Annotated in this window: 18 protein-coding genes, 18 tRNA genes and 1 pseudogene; 31 read left to right on the top strand and 6 right to left on the bottom strand. The window is 32.8% G+C overall.

What is annotated here, in order from left to right:
• Positions 1-128 precede the first annotated feature (128 nt).
• Positions 129-419, top strand: a pseudogene (locus KPL55_RS05385) (IS3 family transposase); the annotation flags it as partial.
• Between the two features lie 901 nt (positions 420-1,320).
• Here KPL55_RS05385 and KPL55_RS05380 read toward each other — a convergent pair.
• Positions 1,321-2,697 (bottom strand): hypothetical protein, encoded by a 1,377-nt coding sequence (locus tag KPL55_RS05380; RefSeq protein ID WP_246599309.1) that lies wholly within the window; start codon positions 2,695-2,697, stop codon positions 1,321-1,323.
• 90 nt (positions 2,698-2,787) lie between these two features.
• Here KPL55_RS05380 and KPL55_RS05375 point away from each other — a divergent pair, with 90 nt between their 5' ends.
• The 22 genes from KPL55_RS05375 (at position 2,788) to KPL55_RS05270 (ending at position 8,170) form a co-directional block, all read left to right on the top strand.
• Positions 2,788-3,762: an AIR synthase family protein gene (locus tag KPL55_RS05375; protein WP_216305665.1), complete on the top strand. Its 975-nt coding sequence runs from the start codon at positions 2,788-2,790 to the stop codon at positions 3,760-3,762.
• A 29-nt stretch (positions 3,763-3,791) separates the two neighbouring features.
• On the top strand, positions 3,792-4,388 hold the full coding sequence (locus KPL55_RS05370) for an XTP/dITP diphosphatase (protein ID WP_216305664.1): 597 nt from the start codon (positions 3,792-3,794) through the stop codon (positions 4,386-4,388).
• 74 nt (positions 4,389-4,462) lie between these two features.
• Entirely contained in the window at positions 4,463-4,933 is a 471-nt protein-coding gene (locus tag KPL55_RS05365; RefSeq protein ID WP_216305663.1) for a metallophosphoesterase, read from the top strand.
• Positions 4,934-5,080: 147 nt separating this feature from the next.
• A tRNA-Pro gene (locus KPL55_RS05360) sits at positions 5,081-5,156 on the top strand.
• A gap of 15 nt (positions 5,157-5,171) precedes the next feature.
• Positions 5,172-5,245: transfer RNA gene (locus tag KPL55_RS05355), tRNA-Gly, on the top strand.
• A gap of 29 nt (positions 5,246-5,274) precedes the next feature.
• Positions 5,275-5,351: transfer RNA gene (locus tag KPL55_RS05350), tRNA-Arg, on the top strand.
• 4 nt (positions 5,352-5,355) lie between these two features.
• Positions 5,356-5,431 (top strand) — tRNA-His (locus tag KPL55_RS05345).
• An 8-nt stretch (positions 5,432-5,439) separates the two neighbouring features.
• Positions 5,440-5,514: transfer RNA gene (locus KPL55_RS05340), tRNA-Gln, on the top strand.
• A 4-nt stretch (positions 5,515-5,518) separates the two neighbouring features.
• Positions 5,519-5,594, top strand: a tRNA-Lys gene (locus tag KPL55_RS05335).
• A gap of 15 nt (positions 5,595-5,609) precedes the next feature.
• Positions 5,610-5,694: transfer RNA gene (locus KPL55_RS05330), tRNA-Leu, on the top strand.
• 46 nt (positions 5,695-5,740) lie between these two features.
• Positions 5,741-5,815 (top strand) — tRNA-Gly (locus tag KPL55_RS05325).
• A 29-nt stretch (positions 5,816-5,844) separates the two neighbouring features.
• A tRNA-Arg gene (locus KPL55_RS05320) sits at positions 5,845-5,921 on the top strand.
• A gap of 9 nt (positions 5,922-5,930) precedes the next feature.
• Positions 5,931-6,006 (top strand) — tRNA-Lys (locus KPL55_RS05315).
• A 14-nt stretch (positions 6,007-6,020) separates the two neighbouring features.
• Positions 6,021-6,096 (top strand) — tRNA-Pro (locus KPL55_RS05310).
• 32 nt (positions 6,097-6,128) lie between these two features.
• Positions 6,129-6,202 (top strand) — tRNA-Gly (locus KPL55_RS05305).
• A 33-nt stretch (positions 6,203-6,235) separates the two neighbouring features.
• Positions 6,236-6,311 (top strand) — tRNA-His (locus tag KPL55_RS05300).
• Between the two features lie 22 nt (positions 6,312-6,333).
• A tRNA-Lys gene (locus tag KPL55_RS05295) sits at positions 6,334-6,409 on the top strand.
• Between the two features lie 15 nt (positions 6,410-6,424).
• Positions 6,425-6,509: transfer RNA gene (locus tag KPL55_RS05290), tRNA-Leu, on the top strand.
• A 46-nt stretch (positions 6,510-6,555) separates the two neighbouring features.
• A tRNA-Gly gene (locus KPL55_RS05285) sits at positions 6,556-6,630 on the top strand.
• A 5-nt stretch (positions 6,631-6,635) separates the two neighbouring features.
• A tRNA-Gly gene (locus tag KPL55_RS05280) sits at positions 6,636-6,709 on the top strand.
• A 53-nt stretch (positions 6,710-6,762) separates the two neighbouring features.
• Positions 6,763-6,839: transfer RNA gene (locus tag KPL55_RS05275), tRNA-Arg, on the top strand.
• A gap of 263 nt (positions 6,840-7,102) precedes the next feature.
• Positions 7,103-8,170 carry a cytochrome P450 family protein gene (locus KPL55_RS05270; RefSeq protein ID WP_216305662.1) on the top strand — a complete coding sequence of 356 codons (1,068 nt, stop codon included), beginning with the start codon at positions 7,103-7,105 and terminating at the stop codon, positions 8,168-8,170.
• Positions 8,171-8,251: 81 nt separating this feature from the next.
• Here the strand turns inward: KPL55_RS05270 and KPL55_RS05265 are convergent, their stop codons facing one another.
• Positions 8,252-8,560 carry a hypothetical protein gene (locus KPL55_RS05265; protein WP_216305661.1) on the bottom strand — a complete coding sequence of 103 codons (309 nt, stop codon included), beginning with the start codon at positions 8,558-8,560 and terminating at the stop codon, positions 8,252-8,254.
• A gap of 306 nt (positions 8,561-8,866) precedes the next feature.
• Here KPL55_RS05265 and pyrB point away from each other — a divergent pair, with 306 nt between their 5' ends.
• Genes pyrB through pyrE form a run of 7 tightly spaced genes read left to right on the top strand, consistent with a single transcriptional unit; the run spans position 8,867 to position 14,650 of the window.
• Positions 8,867-9,793: an aspartate carbamoyltransferase gene (gene pyrB / locus KPL55_RS05260; protein ID WP_216305660.1), complete on the top strand. Its 927-nt coding sequence runs from the start codon at positions 8,867-8,869 to the stop codon at positions 9,791-9,793.
• A complete protein-coding gene (locus KPL55_RS05255; protein WP_216305659.1) occupies positions 9,793-10,227 on the top strand; it encodes an aspartate carbamoyltransferase regulatory subunit in 435 nt (144 codons plus the stop codon). The genes pyrB and KPL55_RS05255 overlap by 1 nt, the downstream gene beginning before the upstream one ends.
• A gap of 37 nt (positions 10,228-10,264) precedes the next feature.
• On the top strand, positions 10,265-11,464 hold the full coding sequence (locus KPL55_RS05250; protein ID WP_216305658.1) for a dihydroorotase: 1,200 nt from the start codon (positions 10,265-10,267) through the stop codon (positions 11,462-11,464).
• 33 nt (positions 11,465-11,497) lie between these two features.
• On the top strand, positions 11,498-12,364 hold the full coding sequence (gene pyrF / locus KPL55_RS05245) for an orotidine-5'-phosphate decarboxylase (RefSeq protein WP_216305657.1): 867 nt from the start codon (positions 11,498-11,500) through the stop codon (positions 12,362-12,364).
• A gap of 59 nt (positions 12,365-12,423) precedes the next feature.
• The gene (locus KPL55_RS05240; protein WP_216305656.1) at positions 12,424-13,155 is read left to right on the top strand and encodes a dihydroorotate dehydrogenase electron transfer subunit; all 732 of its coding nucleotides are present in this window, start codon (positions 12,424-12,426) and stop codon (positions 13,153-13,155) included.
• Complete coding sequence (locus KPL55_RS05235) at positions 13,148-14,044, top strand: dihydroorotate dehydrogenase (protein WP_216305655.1); 897 nt, start codon at positions 13,148-13,150, stop codon at positions 14,042-14,044. The genes KPL55_RS05240 and KPL55_RS05235 overlap by 8 nt, the downstream gene beginning before the upstream one ends.
• Positions 14,045-14,083: 39 nt before the next feature.
• Positions 14,084-14,650 (top strand): orotate phosphoribosyltransferase, encoded by a 567-nt coding sequence (gene pyrE / locus KPL55_RS05230; RefSeq protein WP_216305654.1) that lies wholly within the window; start codon positions 14,084-14,086, stop codon positions 14,648-14,650.
• 428 nt (positions 14,651-15,078) lie between these two features.
• Here pyrE and KPL55_RS05225 read toward each other — a convergent pair whose 3' ends face one another.
• Together KPL55_RS05225 and KPL55_RS05220 are read right to left on the bottom strand one after the other, a co-directional pair.
• Positions 15,079-15,486, bottom strand: coding sequence for a histidine phosphatase family protein (locus KPL55_RS05225; protein ID WP_312887220.1), 408 nt, complete (start codon positions 15,484-15,486; stop codon positions 15,079-15,081).
• Between the two features lie 15 nt (positions 15,487-15,501).
• A complete protein-coding gene (locus tag KPL55_RS05220) occupies positions 15,502-16,041 on the bottom strand; it encodes a GNAT family N-acetyltransferase (RefSeq protein ID WP_216305653.1) in 540 nt (179 codons plus the stop codon).
• A gap of 201 nt (positions 16,042-16,242) precedes the next feature.
• Here KPL55_RS05220 and KPL55_RS05215 point away from each other — a divergent pair, with 201 nt between their 5' ends.
• The gene (locus tag KPL55_RS05215; RefSeq protein ID WP_216305652.1) at positions 16,243-16,572 is read left to right on the top strand and encodes a DUF3784 domain-containing protein; all 330 of its coding nucleotides are present in this window, start codon (positions 16,243-16,245) and stop codon (positions 16,570-16,572) included.
• A gap of 281 nt (positions 16,573-16,853) precedes the next feature.
• Here KPL55_RS05215 and pflA read toward each other — a convergent pair whose 3' ends face one another.
• Both pflA and pflB read right to left on the bottom strand, forming a co-directional pair.
• Positions 16,854-17,579, bottom strand: coding sequence for a pyruvate formate-lyase-activating protein (pflA, locus tag KPL55_RS05210; RefSeq protein ID WP_216305651.1), 726 nt, complete (start codon positions 17,577-17,579; stop codon positions 16,854-16,856).
• A 30-nt stretch (positions 17,580-17,609) separates the two neighbouring features.
• On the bottom strand, positions 17,610-19,838 hold the full coding sequence (gene pflB, locus KPL55_RS05205) for a formate C-acetyltransferase (RefSeq protein WP_216305650.1): 2,229 nt from the start codon (positions 19,836-19,838) through the stop codon (positions 17,610-17,612).
• Positions 19,839-20,107: the final 269 nt, after the last annotated feature.

The following is a 20,107-nucleotide window of genomic DNA, read 5'->3' as shown; positions in this document are numbered from 1 at the left end:
AAAGTACTTCAAGTATAGCGAATACTATGCCGAAAATGAATTATTAAACACATTCACCATTAAGATTTTTATGAATTTTCGGCATAGTTTTTTCTTCGGTATAGTCTGAATTATACTGAATTCGGTATAACTCAGATCAAGGATGCCACTATACAAGTCCAATCTTTCAAAAGCTCGTTAAAAGCTGTGGGATAGGACAATCTATGTCCAGACGTGGTAACTGTTGGGACAACGCTCCACAGGAATCATTTTTCGGTCATTTCAAAGATGAGGCAAACATAAAGGAATGTCAAACATTAGTAGAGTTAAAGAAAGAAATTAAAAAATATATGATCTATTATAATAGATATAGATATCAATGGGATTTGAAAAAGATGACTCCTGTTCAATACAGAAACCATCTTAATAATTTAGTATAGTTTTTTTCAAATTGTCCTTGACAAAGGGTACAGATTACTAGCGCTCAAACATATGTTTTTCTTCACGCTACTATATATAAAATAAATAAAGAATTACTAAAGCTCATTCAAATGTATTATGCGAAACATATCCTGTAGTAGCATAATATAAGAAAAAAATTGTTAATCAATGTATCTTATGTAGAGTTTGATAATAATAATTTTTCGGAAAATCGTATAAGTTTATGTTAGAATGTCTTTCTATATGAGGCGATGAATTAATCCCTTATACTTGAAAGTTATGTTATGATTGGTATATAAATAAACTATGATCTAGTAAACACTTGTAATTAATTAAATGCTAACCAAATTAATTTAAAGCTCTGTTAATGAGCAATATTATAACATTTCTATAGTATAATATATTTAAAATTGGAAACAAGGACTACAATAAAGATGAATATAATTTAGAAATTGATGAACTTGAAGTGTGACAAACTTTAGAAAAATTGTAGTTTTTATTCAAATGAATTATGGCGTAATCTTCTTATATATTAGATCGATAATAAATTTATGATACTTTAAAAATTACGAAAAAATACATAGACTTGTCTCTTTATGGCAAACCTATGTTGTATTATTTTGTTTTCTGAGTATTTCACATTTTTTTCTTGGATTATGCTAACAAAAGTATATATTGCTAAGAATGCATTTGAACTTAATCATAGTAATTCTTAATTTGTTTTATTCGTAGCTGCGTTAAGAAAACACATGTTTGAGCGTAGCCAGTTTGTGTTTTTAGCAGCTGTGAATAAAATAAATTTTAGAATTACATGTTTAAGTGAAAGTATTCAAGCAATATATACTTTTAGTTATAGCATAATCCAAGAAAAATGAATAAACAAAAATCATTAAACCAATTTTATTGATTACGGAAAAATGTTGTTATGAAAAAAATAAACATATTTTTATTGCTATCGAAGGATAATTTACTTTGTTTAAAACTCTCCTTTCTTTTATTGTATACAACATTTTTGATAAAAATAGAGGCTAATTCACTACTCTCAGGGGTTGGAACTTCAGGCATTCTGAAATCATCATCTTGAATCAAATCTTCTGATTTAAGTGAAAAATTTCTATAATGCTCAATATTGTCAAGGGCTGGTGCATCAGGCCAACTTAAAACTAAACCAGAGTCTAAAATTTGATTTTTAAAAATATCTTGAAGCATACGAGAATTATCTTCTATATTATTAAAATCAGAATATAAGATTAAACTATACAGGTAAAGTATAAGTTCATCAGAATTATAAATTATCTCTTTATCGACACTTTCCTTTAGTAAAATACCTTTCTCACTATCATATAATTTAGAAAGTTTTTCAAATAAATCGTCACTAGTGTCTTTAAACTTAAGTATAGATGTATTATTATACATTAAAGTACAATTTATAAAGAGCATACAAGATTGATCTAATTTTGCATTGATAATTAAATTTGGCCTTGCATTATATTGTTCTATAAGAAGATCTAAAAAATCTAATAATAAATCTTGGCATTTTTCAAGGCCAGAGTATTTGTAGAAAATGTTAAGGGCGAAGCATATCTTATTGAGTTCCTCAAATGAAACATTGTAGATTTCTTCTTTATACTGAGTAAACATATTTAGTATATCTAGAGAAAATTTTTCATATTCGTGTTCACTTTGATCATAAGAGGAATATTTGTAGTAAGCAGCCATCATAAAAGCCTGATCAGAATATTTGAATTTATTGTTTTTATCTTCGAAATTAAATTCTTTGTGCATAGGATCAGTTAAATCTTTTTTATCTACAAAAAGACCGTCTTTATTTCTGAAATTTGAGGCGTAAAATTCTAATTGTTCTTTGCATAACTTAAGATGCATACAACCTAAGGCATATTTGTTATCATCGATGTCCTTAAAGCCATAATAATAGTCTGCAAGTTCTAATAATGATAAGGTCATGAATGCATTGCTACTAACAGTTGTTTCTTTTTTTGACTTGTTTTCATTCCAGCTTAAATTGCCTTCTTTCAATTTTAATTTAGCATCCACCTTTTTATAGATACATAAAAGTGGAGAATTTAAATTAATTGTGTTAATATCAATCTTAGAAAAAGATTTAGATCTTAAATCCTGTGCGGGAATGTATACTCCGCATTTAGAGTCAAAAACTATATCTTTTAATGATTCTTTTGATAAGTAAAAAAGTTGATTTTTTATGTTGTTTTTGTTTAAAGTATTTATTCTTAAAAAAGGTCCTAGAAAATTCAACATATCACCACCATAAATTAATGCTTATATAAATAGTATGATTAAATATATCAAAATGTGCTAGTTTTATGAAATTAGAGAGGAAGAATTTAAATGAAGGTTGGAAAACTAAATTGGGATGACTTAAAACAGATAATAAATGAGAATAAAAGTGTTGTTAGAAGTGACATAAGAATTAGAAGTGGGATAGGCGAAGATTGCAGTGTTATAAACTTTGGTGAATATGAGTGTGTTGTATCAACTGACCCAATAACAGGAGCAGATAAAAATATAGGAAAACTTGCTGTTCATATAAATTGTAATGATATAGCTTCCTGTGGGGTTGAACCTATAGGGATTTTAGTAACAATTCTTGTACCACCAACATCTACGCTTGAAGATATAAAAAATATTATGCAAGAAATTGATGAGGAAACAAAAAAAATGAATGTTGAGATATTAGGTGGACATACTGAGGTCACTGAGGCCGTTAACAGAATAATTGTTTCTTGTACTGCGATAGGAAAAAGCAAAGCACATGCGGCAGTAGCAACTTCAGGAGCAAAATTAGGAGATGATGTTGTTGTTACTAAGCTATTATGTATGGAGGGAACCTCAATTGTTGTAAATGACCATTTAGATAGGGTAAATAGCGTTCTAACTCATAAAGAGATAGAAGTGGCTAAAGGCTATGTAGATAGCATTAGCGTGGTCAATGAAGGCCTTATAGCAGGTAAGTTTGGGGTGAATTCTATGCATGATATAACTGAGGGTGGAGTTCTAGGAGCATTATGGGAGGTTGCGCAGGCTAGTAATTTAGGATTTAAAGTTTATAATGATAAAATGCCAATTAGTGATATTACACATAAAGTATGTGAAAAACTTAGTATTGACCCATTAAAGTTTATATCCTCAGGAAGCATGTTAATAACTGTGAGCAATGGTAAAGGGCTAGTAGATAAATTAAATGATAGTGGAGTACGAGCTACGATAATTGGTAATATGACTGAATCTAGAGGAATCTTAATAGTAGATGAAATTGAAGAGGATGTTTTGCCACCTACAATAGATGAGTTATTCAGTATATAAATTTAATGAAAATTATTAGGAGGATAAGAATGAAAAAAATAATAATTGCAAGCAATAATAATCATAAAATTAAAGAGATAAAGGAAATCTTATCACAATTTCCTTTCGAAGTATTATCTTTAGAAGAAGCTAATATTAATATTGAGGTAGAAGAAACAGGAAGTACATTTATGGACAATGCAGAAATAAAAGCTAGTGAAATTTATAAAATAGCTGACGGAAATATGGTGCTTGCAGATGATTCAGGTTTAGTAGTAGAATCGTTAAATGGAGCCCCCGGCGTTTTCTCAGCAAGGTTTGCAGGAGTACATGGAGATACTAAAGCGAATAATGAAAAATTATTATATCTTTTAGAGGGCGCAAAGCAAGAGCAGAGAAAAGCTAAATTTATTTGTGCAATGGTGCTTATTATTAGTGAAGATGAAATAATAAAAGTGCAAGGAGAAGTTGAGGGCATAATAACTGATGAATTTAGAGGAGAAGATGGTTTTGGATATGACCCATTATTTTTTGTAGCGAAATATAATAAAACTTTTGCCCAAATGAGTAATGAAGAAAAAAATGGTATTAGTCATAGGGGGAGTGCCCTAGGTAAATTAAAGATGGAACTTCAAAAATTAGTATAAAATTAAAATCATTAGACAAAAAAAATATAAGTTAAACATACTATATGCTTTAACAATGAAGAGGGTGACTCAAAATGCGCATAGGTGTCATTAGTGATACTCATAGGATAATTAGCAGTATAGAGCAGCTAGCAGGCCTAATAAAGGGATTGGATATGTTGATCCACTTGGGAGATAATGTGGAGGACGTATTAATAATACAAAAGTTTTATAAAGGTAAAATAATTAATGTTAAAGGTAACTGTGATTTTAGTACATTAACGCCTAATGATCGACTAGAAGAGATATGTGGTAAAAAGATTTTTTTAACGCATGGGCATAGATACAATGTAAAAGAGAGTTTGGCTAAATTAAGATACAAGGCGTTAGAAACGGGAGCTAATATAGTTTTATATGGACATTCACACATTGCAAAAATTGATTTTGAAGAAGGGATATGGTATATTAATCCCGGAAGTGCATCATTGCCAAGAGACGGAGATCGCAGTTTCGCTATTATAAGTATCGATAAAAAAGGCATAGAGCCGAATTTAATAAGATTTTAGCGAAAGTTTTAAAAAAAGCATTGACGAATTAATTTATATGGTGTAAAATAATCCATGTCGTCAGAAAAAATCATTGAATTTTAATGGTTATGGCGAAAGTGTTAATTTAGGACATTAAACGAGATTATATAGAAGTTTAATGGATATCGGGGTGTAGCGCAGCTGGGAGCGCGCGTGGTTTGGGACCATGAGGTCGCAGGTTCAATCCCTGTCACCCCGACCACTAAAACATTAATATGCGGGTATAACTCAATGGTAGAGTGTTAGCCTTCCAAGCTAATTACGAGGGTTCGATTCCCTCTACCCGCTCCAAATATGCGAAAGCATATTAAAGTATATAAGCGTCTTTAGCTCAGTTGGATAGAGCAACGCCCTTCTAAGGCGTGGGCCGGGGGTTCGAATCCCTTAAGACGCACCATATGGTGGACGTAGTTCAGTTGGTAGAGCGCCAGTTTGTGGTACTGGTTGTCGTGGGTTCGAGTCCCATCGTCCACCCCATTTAATGCTGGGATGTCGCCAAGCGGTAAGGCACCAGACTTTGACTCTGGCATCCGTAGGTTCAAATCCTGCCTTCCCAGCCAATTAGGTTTACTAGCTCAGTTGGTAGAGCACATGACTTTTAATCATGGTGTCCGGAGTTCGATTCTCCGGTAAGCCACCAAAATAGTAATAATATGCAGGTGTGGCGGAATTGGCAGACGCACTAGACTTAGGATCTAGCGCCTTCGGGTGTATGGGTTCAACTCCCTTCACCTGCACCATTACTATTAACATAGTTTTTAAAATATATATATATAACATAATTCTGCGGGGGTGGCTCAGTGGTAGAGCGTCACCTTGCCAAGGTGAACGTCGCGAGTTCGAATCTCGTCTCCCGCTCCAAATATGTTAATACATATTAAATTACATAAGCGTCTTTAGCTCAGTTGGATAGAGCAACGCCCTTCTAAGGCGTGGGCCGGGGGTTCGAATCCCTTAAGACGCACCAATTAAATATGCGTCATTAGCTCAGTTGGTAGAGCACCTGACTCTTAATCAGGGTGTCCGGGGTTCAAACCCCCGATGTCGCACCATTTTCAATATATGCCGGGGTGTAGCGCAGCTGGGAGCGCGCGTGGTTTGGGACCATGAGGTCGCAGGTTCAATCCCTGTCACCCCGACCATTAAAATGACAGCATTGCAGATGATGCAATATGCGGGTATAACTCAATGGTAGAGTGTTAGCCTTCCAAGCTAATTACGAGGGTTCGATTCCCTCTACCCGCTCCAATTATTTTTTAATTAGTAAAAATTCATAATATGGTGGACGTAGTTCAGTTGGTAGAGCGCCAGTTTGTGGTACTGGTTGTCGTGGGTTCGAGTCCCATCGTCCACCCCATTTTAAATTTGAATTACAATATGGTTTACTAGCTCAGTTGGTAGAGCACATGACTTTTAATCATGGTGTCCGGAGTTCGATTCTCCGGTAAGCCACCAAAATAGTAATAATATGCAGGTGTGGCGGAATTGGCAGACGCACTAGACTTAGGATCTAGCGCCTTCGGGTGTATGGGTTCAACTCCCTTCACCTGCACCATTACTATTAAGAAAATTTTGAAATTATATATGTATAACATAATTCTGCGGGGGTGGCTCAGTGGTAGAGCGTCACCTTGCCAAGGTGAACGTCGCGAGTTCGAATCTCGTCTCCCGCTCCAAACATGCGGGTATAACTCAATGGTAGAGTGTTAGCCTTCCAAGCTAATTACGAGGGTTCGATTCCCTCTACCCGCTCCAATATGAAGTCTTTAGTATTTATACTAAAGACTTTTTAAAAATTGTTTTATTATGCGCCCATAGCTCAGCTGGATAGAGTGGCAGACTTCGAATCTGTAGGCCGTGGGTTCGACTCCCTCTGGGCGCACCATAAATGTTGATATAGCCAGTTTTACAGAAATGTAGGACTTGCTATTTTTTTTATTGGTCCAAACAAAATTAGCTGCTTGTAATATATTAAAAGATCAATAAAAGAATAAGAACAGTTTTAGGTTATTTGCATATAATAAAATTGGCTGGTTTTATATAAGGGTAATAGCGTTATAAGAGGTTGTAACGTCGACAACTATTGCAACTTGTTGAAAATTATGTAATAATATATACGTGTAAAGAAAATTAGGGGGAATTAAATTAATGAAAAAATCAATTTTAGCAATTATTTTACCAATAGCTATACTAGTAGGTCTTACTGGTTGTAGTCAACAGGTAAAGTTAGAAACGGGTATCGTAAATAGCTCAACTATTAAATCCTGTGCATATGACATTACGCTAGCAACTACTACAACAGGAATTAAGAGCACTAACATAGATGCAGCAGCACTAAGTGTCCTAAATTCAGGGAAGGTATCTCTAAACTTTAATGGCAAGATGTTGAATAAGGAAGATAAGACAAAGATTAGTAGTAATGTAAAAGCGTCAGCTGCAGGAGTATCTTTTGAAGCTCCAATGTACTATGATGGTTCTAATACTAAAGCCGACTTTGAAATGATTGTAGGTGTACCGGAGATATTAAAAAGTATGCTTGGTGATCAATTTGCCAATACAACAAATTTACATTTTGCTTCAAAAGATTTGGATAGTTATCTAAAGACAAATAGTTCTGCCGAGGAATATAAAAACTTTCAGTCTACAATGACAAATATGTTTAATGGTAAGAGCAGTAAGACTAGTCAAGTTTCTAAAGATATGTTGGAAACTTTCAATTCTTATTTAGATAAAAATGAGAAAAAGGTTGAAACTTTTGCAAAACTCGATGATAAAAAATCTTCAAAAAATGGCGTATATACTATTAAGTTCACAAAAGAGGATATTAAAGCTATAGTATCTAATTATATAGGTAATGAAAAATACTTTGCTAATTACAAAGCCGCTGTAAAGGAAGCACAGGATGTTTCTACAGTGGGTTCTGCTGAGAAAGTGAAAGCTGCAGATTTGGGTGATGCTCCAACACTTCTTGCCAAGGTTAATAAAGCAATTGATACAAATAAAACAGTAAATATAGTATCAGTATTTACTATAGAAGATAAGCTTATAACTAAAACAAATATTAAACTTAATATTGTTAATGATAATATGAATAATACAACAGAAATTGACAGTAAATTAAGTGAGATTAATAAGGTAACTTCTATAACTCCTCCAGCTACTAATGCTGAAAATACATTGGACATTATGAAATATATTACTTCACAAATAAAATAAATTACTTCACAAACAATATAAATTACAAATATTAAAGAGCAGAGTTGAATTTTCAACTCTGCTCTTTTAGTAGTTTTATTTTTAAGAACGATCTTCTCGATGGTCTTTTTCTCTACAACAATTATCTGAAGAGTTATTATCATCATAGTTAAAAGAGGAACTACAACAAGGATCACACCATGGTTCAGACCAAGGTTCCAGCCATGGATCAAAATTATTATTAAAGGAATCATCGAAGCAATTATCAACAGAATCATCACAACAATTATTAGGTGAATTATCAAAAGAATCGTCCAGCGAATTGTTACAGCAACTATTTTGATGATGTTTTTTCTCAGCCCTATCATCAAAAAAACTTTCAATATCATGTATATCTTCACGTCTTGACATATTATCACTTCCTATCTTTAGACAATATATAATATGATGCTTATTAGAAATTGATACATTTATTCATTACGACGAAGATTATATTGACAATAATTAATATTTATTGTATTATAAGTGAAAGAATAATTAATAAGTCACCTTTAATTTGGTACGAGAGACCGAGAAGGAAGTAGATGTTTTTATAGAGTTATTACTACGCCTTCTCATAATCGAGATGGCGTTTTTTGTTTATAAAAAATATAATATTAAATACACTTTAGTATCTTTAAATTTAGTCCCGAGAGGCTGAGAAGGGGAGGAATCAATATGTTAAAAGGAAGAAACCTAATTGATCCAATGGATTTTACACTACTAGAGCTGGAGGAAATTTTTACTTATGCAGATAAAATAATTGAAGATCCTAAAAAGTTTGCACATGTATGTGATGGAAAAATTTTGGCAACACTATTTTATGAACCGAGCACACGAACAAGATTAAGTTTTGAAGCTGCGATGTTAAGACTTGGAGGTCAGGTTTTAGGTTTTTCAGAGGCACAATCTAGTTCAGCATCAAAAGGAGAAAGTGTTGCAGATACTATAAGAACAGTAGAATGTTATGCGGATATAGCAGCAATTAGACATCCAAAAGAAGGGGCGCCTAAGGTTGCAGCTATGAATTCTCAGATGCCTGTAATTAATGCTGGAGATGGAGGACATCAACATCCAACTCAAACACTTACAGATCTTTTAACTATAAGGAATATTAAAGGAACATTATCAAACTTAACCATAGGAATCTGTGGAGATTTAAAATTCGGTAGAACAGTTCATTCATTAATAAAGGCTATGTCACGGTATGAAAATATTAAGTTTGTGCTAATAGCTCCGAAAGAATTAACAATTCCAAATTATATTAAAGTAGAAGTTTTAGAAAAAAATAATATGGAGTTTCTTGAAGTTGAGAAATTAGAAGAAGTTATTGGAGATCTTGATATTTTATATATGACAAGGGTTCAAAAAGAAAGATTTTTTAATGAGGAAGATTATATAAGACTTAAAGATAGTTATATACTTGATAAAGAAAAAATGGTAAATGCTAAGAAAGATATGATAATTCTTCACCCACTTCCTAGGGTTAATGAAATAGCTGTGGAAATAGATGCTGATCCAAGGGCATGTTACTTTAGGCAAGCGAAATATGGTATGTATGCAAGAATGGCTCTTATTGCTAAACTTTTGGGGGTAGATAAATAATGGTAACTATTAATAGCATAAAAAGAGGAATAGTAATAGATCATATTAAAGCGGGAGTTGGACTTAAAATATTTAATTATCTAGGTCTTGATAATGCTGATTTTACGGTAGCACTTATTATGAATGCGCCTAGTAAGAAGCTAGGACGAAAAGATATAATTAAAATAGAAAATGAGGTTAATATAGATTATACTGTACTGGGTTTTATAGATCCTAACATAACAATAGATATAATAAATGGGGAAAAAATTGAAAGTAAAGTAAAATTAAATTTACCAGATAAAATTGAGAATGTTATAAAATGCACTAACCCAAGATGTATAACATCTACCGAACAAGAAATTTTTCATAGCTTTTATTTAGCAGATAAAGAAAAAGGCGAGTATAGATGTACATACTGTGATGAGAGTAACAATCAGAATAGTATATCATAGTAAAGAACCTAACATATTGTGAGAGGATGATGAAATTATGGAGTTATTAATTAAGAATGCAAGAGTAGTTGATTCATCACAGGATTTCATAGGTGATGTTTATATAAATCAAGGTATAATATATGAAATAGGAAAAAAACTAGAAAAGGACTGTGAGGTAATAGATGGAGAAGGATATGTTTTAGCTCCTTCTTTTATAGATCTTCACAGTCATTTTAGAGAACCGGGATATACATATAAAGAAGATATACTCTCTGGAAGCCTCGCTGCAACTAGGGGTGGATATACTGCGGTAAATCTTATGGCAAATACAAAACCTGTATGTAGCTCAATGAATGTAATTGACAAGGTGCTAGAAAGATCTAAAGAAATTAATCTTATAGATATACACCAATGCGCTTCTATTACAGAAGATTTGCTGGGGGAATCAATAGAACACTTATGGCAGCTAACTAATTCAGTTCGATTTATATCAGATGATGGAAAAGGTGTTTCTAATAGCCGCGTAATGCTTGAGGCAATGATTGCTGCTAAAGAGAAAAATCTAACTATAATATCTCATGCTGAAAATGAAGAATTAGTTGATGTTGATACAAGGCTAGCTGAGAATATGATGACATGGAGGGATATAGCTCTTTCAAAATTTACTGGATGTAAACTTCATTTAGCACACGTTAGTACAATTGAAGCTATGAAGGACGTTATAAAGGGTAAGCAGGAGGGAGCACTAATAACTTGCGAAGTTACACCGCATCATTTAGCATTAACTTCGGAAACTAAGTATAGAGTTAATCCTCCTATAAGAGAAAGTGAAGATGTTAATTTCATAATTAAAGCTATGCAAGACGGATACGTAGATGTCATAGCTACGGACCATGCACCACATAGCATAGATGATAAAGTAAAAGGGGCTCCTGGTATATCAGGTCTAGAAACTTCATTTCCTGTATGCTACACTAAACTAGTAGGAGAGGGGCATATTACCCTAAATAAACTTTCTGAATTGATGTCCAAAAATCCAGCTAAAATTATGAGACTAAACAAAGGTGAAATTAAGATAGGATTAGATGGAGACTTGGTGTTATTAGATATTAAATCAGAATATAAAATTGATACTTCACAGTTTTTGTCTAAAGGAATTAATACTCCATTTGAAGGCAAGAGTGTAATAGGTAAAGTAATGTGCACAATTAAAGCAGGCAGAGTAGTTTACAAAGATCAAGAATGCTTAGTTTAAGCTTATAAATAAATAGTGAAGGTGGAATAATTTTTGATTATAGATAGATTATTTAAAAGTGTAGAAAAGAATGGGCACGTTTGTGTAGGTCTTGATACAGATTTGGAATATTTACCAGTAGAATTTAGAAACAAGTTTATGCACGAGGAACATGCACTTTATAGATTTAATCAAATGATTATTGATGCAACATATGATGTTTCAGCTTGCTATAAGGTACAAATAGCATATTATGAAGCTCTTGGGCTAAAAGGTTTAAAAGTATACAAAGATACCTTAAGTTATATAAAAAGTAAAGGGTGCATCGCTATTGCGGATATCAAAAGAGGTGACATTGCAAAAACTGCACAAATGTATGCTAAAGCTCATTTTGAAGGAGATTTTGAAAGTGATTTTATAACAGTTAATCCATATATGGGAATGGATAGTATTGAGCCATATCTTCCTTATGTGAAAAACAATGAAAAAGGATTATTTTCACTAGTAAGAACTTCAAACAAAGGTGCAGAGGACATAGAGTACATAGAGAATAAAGAAAATAAAAAGGTTTATGATATTGTAGGTCAGAAATTAATAAAAATTGGAAGTGAATTTATGGGAGAGTGCGGATACAGCTCTATTGGTGGAGTTGTTGGATGTACTCATATAGATGAAGGACTAAAGATGAGGAAAGATCTTGAAAAAATGTTTTTCTTAATACCTGGGTATGGAGCGCAAGGCGGAGCAGCGAGTGATGTAGCTATTTATTTAAAAAATGGTAATGGCGGAGTGGTAAATGCATCTAGAAGTATTTTGCTTGCGTATAAGAAATCAGAAAACGGGGAAAGTCGTTTTGAGCAATGTGCTAGAGCAGAAGCTATTAAGATGAGAGACGAAATAAGAAAAGCAGCAAACAAATAAGAGCGAAATTAACTGGGTTAGTTTCTGATCTTTATTAAAATACTGGAGGGGTTTATAGGATGTTCTTAAGAGGGAAGACTTATGAAAATTTTGAAATAAGTGAAGGCGTATATAAGCTTTCGATAAAAGGTAAATTTAACGTAAAGCCAGGACAATTTTTTATGTTAAAGGTAGGAGACCTTGAGCCTTTATTGCCAAGACCTATAAGCGTTTATGATGTTACAGATGAGAAAATAAGTTTCTTATACCAAATAGTAGGGCAAGGTACAAAACATCTTAGTAATCTACGCGAAAATGATGAAATTCAAATAATGGGTCCGCTGGGAAATGGATTTGATATAGAGAAAATAAAAGGTAAAATTGCTGTAGTATCTGGTGGAATTGGTATAGCACCACTTATTTATTTGATTAAAAAGCTTACAGATTGTGAAATAGACCTGTATGCAGGGTTTAGAACTGTGGATTATTCTGTGGATAGTGTGGAAAAATATGTAAAAACAACTAACTTATCCACAGAAAGCGGTAAAATTGGTCATAAGGGATATGTAACAGATTTAATAGATCCAAAGAAATATGAAACAGTAATTTGTTGCGGACCAGAAATTATGATGAAAAAGGTTATAAGTATGTGTAATGAAGTAAATACTCCAGTATTTGCATCTATGGAAAATCATATGGCTTGTGGAATAGGGGCGTGTCTTGTCTGTACTTGTAAAACTAAGGCAGGTAACAAAAGAACCTGTAAAGATGGTCCAGTGTTTAACGGAAAGGATTTGATTTTTAATGACTAAAGTAGATTTATGTGGTGTAAGTTTAAAAAATCCTGTTATAGCTGCATCTGGAACTTTTGGATTTGGCGCAGAATATAATGAGTATTTTGATGTAGGAAGACTTGGTGGTATATCTGGTAAAGGGCTCACGATCAACGCAAAACAAGGCAATGATGGAATAAGAATCTATGAGTCACGTGGTGGAATGCTAAACAGTGTAGGACTTCAAAATCCAGGTATTGAAGATTTTATAAAAAAAGAATTACCTATTATGCTTCAATACAACACTGCGATAATTGCAAATGTTGGGGGTAGCAGTATAGAGGATTATATGGCTGCAATTGAAATGTTAAACAATGAGGCAATTGACATTATTGAACTGAATATATCTTGCCCTAACGTGAAATGTGGAGGTATGGCTTTTGGTATTAAATCTGGAGTAGCATATGACATAGTCCGTCAGGTGAAAAGTATATGTAAAAAACCTCTAATGGTAAAGTTATCACCGAACGCGGAGGACATAGTAGATATGGCCTATAAATGCTGCGAAGCTGGAGCCGATGCATTATCTTTAGTAAATACATTTAAAGGTATGGCAGTTGATATACATAGTCGAAAAGCAATTTTTAATAATATATATGCAGGGGTATCGGGTCCTGCTATAAAACCAATGGCACTTAGAATGGTACATGAGGTATGCAAGGCGGTAAATATACCGGTTGTAGGCATGGGTGGCATAAGCAGCGCAGAAGATGCTATAGAATTTATAATGGTTGGAGCACAAGCAGTCGGAGTTGGAACAGCTAGTTTTATAAAGCCTGATGTTTGCTTAGATATAATAGATGGAATTGAAAAGTATATGATAAAAGAAGGAATTAAGGATTTAAGTGAAATTAGAGGAATTATATAAGAACTTAAGAGGCTACATTTTAAAATTGGAGGAGATATTATGAGTATTAACGTTTTAGATATACTAAAAGAATCAGGTGCACTACTAGAGGGACATTTTCTATTATCATCAGGCAGACACAGTAATAGATATTGCCAATGTGCAAGACTACTTCAATATCCAGACAAGGCTGAAAAAGTGCTAAGTATAGTAGCTGAAAAGATTCGCGATATAGATTTTGATGTGGTAGTAGGACCGGCTATGGGCGGAATAATAGTAGCTTATGAAGTAGCAAGGCAAATGGGTAAACCTGCTATATTTACTGAACGTGTAAACGGCACCTTCGAACTTAGGCGTGGATTTGAAATTAAAAAGGGACAGAAGGTTTTAATTACAGAGGATGTTGTAACTACAGGTAAATCTTCTTTAGAAACAATAAAAGTTTTAGAAGAACTTGGTGCAGAAGTAGTTGGAATATGTTGCATAGTAGATAGAGGAAGTAGCACTTTGGATTATCCTATATACAGCTGTATTAAATTAGATATTGAAAGTTATGACCCAGCAGAATGCCCATTATGCAAAAGTGGATCTGCTTATGTAAAACCTGGTAGTAGAAACATAAAGTAAGTAGATCCATTTTTTCATGGAGTATGCTATAACGAAAAGTATATATTGCTGGAATGCGCTCGCTTTGCCAAGGAATTCTAAAATTCATATTATTTTCATTTGCTAAAAATGCAAACTCGCTTTGCTCAAACATGCATTTTCTTTACGCAACTGAAAATAATATTAATTAAGAATTACTAAGGCTTGCTCGGACGCATTCTACGCAATATATACTTTTGTTAGCATTCTCTAAGAAAAAAGATAAAGGTGGGGTGCAACATAATTCGTCGCAACGTGTTTTTACAATTGTTTAAACGTCAGTTATTCAAAGAATATTAAAAACAAAGAAGATGTAATAATTCTCTGCAATGTATTTCAAGATAGGGTGTTGGGATGTAATGTATTGAAAATTGTTTCTACAGCAATCAGAATTTCTAATAAAACTGCGACTATTTTTCATATAAATATAAGGTGCCATTTCTAGGCCTTTTTACATCTTGTCCAGTAACATCTCTACGGTTGAGTTCCTTTTGTAGTGTGTTCATGAAGAAACCATGAGAAACAATTAATATATTATTATTTGATGCATCATTTATACTATCAAGGAACTCATTCACCCGTTTTTGGGTATCTTTTTTATTTTCTATTTGAGATTTGCTGTGAAAAAGCCAAGCAAGTCTACCACTTATACACCAAAATATATAAGGCAATTTTAAATTAGTATTAAATACGGGGGATATAGGAACTTCTCTTAACAAATGAGTTTTTATTATTTCACCTTTAAAGATTGATGTTGAAGTATTAACTGCTCTTGATATATCACTTGAAAAACATTTGTCCCATTTTGTAGTTCCTATTCCTCCATAACATATTTAATACTTAAAGTCTTTCCAATCTGCGGGGGTAGTTTTTCCACTTTGCCAATCCTCTTTTGTAATGCCATAACCAACAGCATCATATAGTTTACCATTCTTATCTTTCCATGCTTTTCTATAGTGTGATTCTTTAGCAAAACCACACTTATGGAATACGCATCTCATAGCATAATTATCCTGCCTTGTGTTACCTTCAATTCGTTCCTTATCGGAAAAATTATTAAAGATATAATCGACAAGCCAATGTATACTAATTGTCCCAACTCCAATACCTTTGTACTTGCTTAAAATCCTTATATCGAACAAGGGGGTACTATCTTGTAAATCATAAATCTTTATCATTCCGACTTTTATCTGTTGATCTGAAATAACCCAAAATGTTTTGCTGTTATATCCAGTATATAAGTGATTTTTATAGTCTTCTCTAATTTTTTCTGGATTTGGATTTGGGACTCCAAGAAAACCCCATGTATCTGACGTTAAAAATTGTATAAGAGTATCGATATCATCTTTAAATTCTTCAAAGCATAGTTTCATTAGTTTATATCATCCCCTTTCTAATAGCACTTGTACCTGTGATATAAATCAAGCGTTAAAAATGCACTGTGTGATATGAAGTTTTATAATAACTATATAGTTTCTAAACATATTAATTCATCTGAAGTTTTGTTATACTTTACCATATGGTTATAATTATGTAAATACATTATAACATTTATAATGTTTAGGAGGTTTTATATGAGAAATATGGATCTATATGGGTTGATTATAATTACATTAATCATGGGAGGGATGTTTACATTTTTAGGATGGGTAATTAAAAGTCAAAATGCAGGAGATATGTTGAATGGATTTGATGCGAAAAAATACGATAAAGAAAAAGTATCAAGGATAGTAGGCGGAGATATGTTGTATACTGGTCTATTAATTATTCTCATAGGGGTTATTGGTGTTTTTTTAAGTAGTAAATTTTATAATAATATAACTATTACACAGGTCGTTATTTTTGTAATAGGAATTATAAAAAGTATTTATGATATGGATAAAAATTGTAGAATAAAAAAGTAATTATGCAGTCTTAAAGTAAAAAATAGAAAGGCAGAAGATTTAATAATACAATCTTCTGCCTTAATTGTTACTTAGAGAACGTCATGTTAAAAATAATGTGGATAACTTTCTATATTCACCATATCTCCATACATCTTAGATAAAATTAATACAGGTATATTGGAGTATGAACTTTCTCCGGGAGTGGCACAAAATAAGAAGAGCAGAAAGATTAGAATTTCTTAATGGAATTTCACATTTCAAACTCTTATTTTGTGCCATGCAGGAGAAAGTTCACATTGCTATTTGATGTTAAGCAATTTATTTATCAATGTTTGAAGTTCATTATTTTTATCTTTATCCATTGGTTCTACCCCTTTTAATTTATAAGGAATAGCTAGAGCTTCGTATTTACTTACTCCTAGAACATGATATGGAAGAAGTTCTACTTTATCAACATTTGGTACTTCTTCACTAATAATTTTTGCAAGTTTTGTTATATGTTCTTCGGAATCAGTAATCCCTGGTACAACAACATGTCTTACCCAAACTCTGGATTCGGATTTTCTTAATGCCTCTAAAAATACATTAACATCAGTCGAATCTCTACCTGTTAAACTAACATAACCTTGACCAGTTGTATGTTTTATATCTAATAGCACTAAATCTGTATATTTTAATATCTCAGTATAGTCGCCATTGCCAAAACCTGCTGTATCTAATGCAGTATGAACGCCATTTTGTTTACATAGTTTTAAGCATTCAAGTAGAAATTCTGGTTGAAGTAGTGGGTCGCCTCCAGAGAAAGTTACTCCGCCACCAGATCTATTAAAATATGGCTTAAAGCGAACAATCTTTTGAATAAGTTCTTCTGGAGTCATTTCTTTGCCACCACTAAGCTGCCAAGTATCAGGGTTATGGCAATAGGCACATCTTAATTTACATCCCTGAAAAAAAACTACTACCCTTATTCCAGGACCATCAACGAGGCCCATGCTTTCTATAGAATGAATTTTACCTTTTACCATATATACTCCCCCTCTACTTTAGAAGCTTAATTAGATTTTCTTATGGAAAGTTCTGCTGATTACTTCAAGCTGTTGTTCTTTTGATAATCTATTAAAATGAACTGCATAGCCTGATACTCTTATTGTGAGTGTTGGATATTTATCAGGATTCTCCATAGCATCAACTAATACTGCTCTATCTAATACATTTACGTTTAAGTGATGTGCACTTTGTGCAAAATAACCATCTAAAAGGAAAACTAGATTGTTTATTCTTGTATCTTCATCTATTCCAAGTGCAGCTGGTACTATTGAAAAAGTATTTGAAACTCCATCTTGGCAATAATTTCTATAAGGAATCTTAGCAACTGAATTTAATGATGCTAATGCTCCGTTTTCATCATGTCCCTGAGTTGGATTAGCTCCAGGAGCAAGTGGTATTCCACGTTTTCTTCCATCAGGAGTTGCACCGGTTTTTTTACCATAAACTACATTTGATGTAATGGTAAGTGCTGATAAAGTGTGTTCTGCTCCCTTATATGCAGGATGTTTTTTAAGAGCGTCGCTGAATTCTTTAATAAGTTCAACAGCTAAATCATCAACTCTATCATCATCATTTCCGTATTTAGGGAAGTCTCCTTCTATTTTAAAATCAGTTGTTATTCCATTCTCATCTCTTATTGGTGATACCTTAGCAAATTTGATAGCACTTAAGGAATCAGCTGCAATTGAAAGTCCGGCTACTCCAAATGCCATGAAATATTTAAGATCAGTATCATGAAGAGCAAGTTGGCCAGCTTCATAAGCATATTTATCATGCATATAATGGATTGTGTTCATTGTATCTACATACATATTAGCAACATATTCTAAGACTTTTGAATATCTTTTTCTAGCTACTTTGTAGTCTATTACTTCACAACTTGTTTTTTCAATTCCAGGTACTACAAGTTTTCCTTTTAATTCATCTACTCCACCATTAAGTGATAGTAATAAAGATTTTGCAAGATTAGCCCTTGCTCCGAAGAACTGCATTCTCTTACCTATTTCCATAGCAGAAACGCAGCATGCTATGCCGTAGTCATCACCGTATATAGGTCTCATTATATCATCATTTTCATACTGAACTGCGTCAGTTTGAATAGACATTTTAGCACAATATTTTTTAAATGTTTCAGGTAACTTTTCTGACCAAAGTACTGTCATATTAGGTTCTGGTGCTGATCCTAAATTTGTTAGTGTATGAAGAAATCTAAAAGATGTTTTTGTTACCATTGGAGTTCCGTTAAGTGCAACACCACCAATTGATTCTGTTACCCAGTTTGGATCTCCACCAAATAAATCATTGTACTCTGGAGTTCTAAGATGTCTTGCCATTCTAAGTTTAATTACGAACTGATCAATAATTTCTTGAGCACCGATTTCGGTTAATGTGCCGTTAGCTAAGTCTCTTTCAAAATATATATCTAGGAAAGTAGTAGTTCTACCAAGTGACATTGCAGCACCATTATTTTCTTTTATTCCTGCAAGGTATCCTAAATAAACAGCTTGGACAGCGTCATGAGCGGTAACTGATGGTTGTGAAATATCAACGCCATATTTTGATGCCATGCTCTTGATTTGACCAAGTGCTCTTATTTGCATGCTTATTTCTTCTCTATGTCTTATTAAATCATCTGTAGTGTGGCCTGTAAATTCCTTCAAATCTTTTTTCTTTTCCTGCACTAAATAATCAATTCCATAAAGAGCTATTCTTCTATAATCACCGATTACTCGTCCTCTACCATATGCATCAGGAAGACCTGTTAATAGTCCTACAGTTCTTGCAACTTTTGTAGCGTCTGAGTAAGCATCGAAAACTCCTTCATTATGAGTTTTCCTATATTTAGGGAAAAATTCTTTTATATCTTTATTTAAAGTGTAACCATAAGCTTCAAGTGATTGTTCTACCATTCTAAATCCGCCAAATGGGTTAACTATTCTTTTGAGTGGTGCGTCAGTTTGAAGGCCGACAATTACTTCGTTTTCTTTATCTATATATCCTGGTGCGAAATTATCTATTCCGGAAATCTCGTTAGTTTCTACATCTATAATACCTTTTTTTATTTCTTCTATAATAAGTGAATTGGCTTTGTCCCAAACTTTATTAGTCTTATCAGATGTTCCAGCTAAGAAAGTATCATCACCTTCGTATAATGTATAATTTTTGTGTATAAAGTCTTTTACGTCAATTTGTTCTTTCCATAAATCACCTTTGAAGTTATTCCATTGTAGAGTCATTTTTTTTTCCTCCCTGATAAATATTATTTTTAGTGCTTTAAAGTTTTTGTTATGCCATATAGTTATATGACGAATAGAATTAAAATAAATGTTATTAAGTAATAAGTATTATCTAATTGAATTATACAATACTTTGTTAGATTTGTTAATACTTATAGCGAAAATTAATATCAAATTCATAAATTTAATAACAACTATAAGTGTTTGTGAAGAGTGGATCAGTTGATATTTATATTGTAATATTAAAAGTGAAACAGTTCAAGTGGTTT

It is taken from the genome of Clostridium lacusfryxellense (assembly GCF_018861735.1).
Taxonomy (GTDB): Bacteria; Bacillota; Clostridia; order Clostridiales; family Clostridiaceae; genus Clostridium_AD; species Clostridium_AD lacusfryxellense.
Note: the sequence above shows the minus strand (reverse complement) of the source record. Positions and strands in the feature narration are given on the sequence as shown.

Coding starts and splice junctions, on each gene's coding strand:
- KPL55_RS05250 (WP_216305658.1), top strand. CDS start 10,265: ATGGAGTTATTAATTAAGAATGCAAGAGTAGTTGATTCATCACAGGAT.
- KPL55_RS05235 (WP_216305655.1), top strand. CDS start 13,148: ATGACTAAAGTAGATTTATGTGGTGTAAGTTTAAAAAATCCTGTTATA.
- KPL55_RS05365 (WP_216305663.1), top strand. CDS start 4,463: ATGCGCATAGGTGTCATTAGTGATACTCATAGGATAATTAGCAGTATA.
- KPL55_RS05380 (WP_246599309.1), bottom strand. CDS start 2,697: ATGTTGAATTTTCTAGGACCTTTTTTAAGAATAAATACTTTAAACAAA.
- KPL55_RS05270 (WP_216305662.1), top strand. CDS start 7,103: ATGAAAAAATCAATTTTAGCAATTATTTTACCAATAGCTATACTAGTA.
- KPL55_RS05220 (WP_216305653.1), bottom strand. CDS start 16,041: ATGAAACTATGCTTTGAAGAATTTAAAGATGATATCGATACTCTTATA.
- KPL55_RS05375 (WP_216305665.1), top strand. CDS start 2,788: ATGAAGGTTGGAAAACTAAATTGGGATGACTTAAAACAGATAATAAAT.
- pyrB (WP_216305660.1), top strand. CDS start 8,867: ATGTTAAAAGGAAGAAACCTAATTGATCCAATGGATTTTACACTACTA.
- KPL55_RS05240 (WP_216305656.1), top strand. CDS start 12,424: ATGTTCTTAAGAGGGAAGACTTATGAAAATTTTGAAATAAGTGAAGGC.
- KPL55_RS05215 (WP_216305652.1), top strand. CDS start 16,243: ATGAGAAATATGGATCTATATGGGTTGATTATAATTACATTAATCATG.
- KPL55_RS05265 (WP_216305661.1), bottom strand. CDS start 8,560: ATGTCAAGACGTGAAGATATACATGATATTGAAAGTTTTTTTGATGAT.
- pflB (WP_216305650.1), bottom strand. CDS start 19,838: ATGACTCTACAATGGAATAACTTCAAAGGTGATTTATGGAAAGAACAA.
- pyrE (WP_216305654.1), top strand. CDS start 14,084: ATGAGTATTAACGTTTTAGATATACTAAAAGAATCAGGTGCACTACTA.
- KPL55_RS05255 (WP_216305659.1), top strand. CDS start 9,793: ATGGTAACTATTAATAGCATAAAAAGAGGAATAGTAATAGATCATATT.
- pflA (WP_216305651.1), bottom strand. CDS start 17,579: ATGGTAAAAGGTAAAATTCATTCTATAGAAAGCATGGGCCTCGTTGAT.
- KPL55_RS05370 (WP_216305664.1), top strand. CDS start 3,792: ATGAAAAAAATAATAATTGCAAGCAATAATAATCATAAAATTAAAGAG.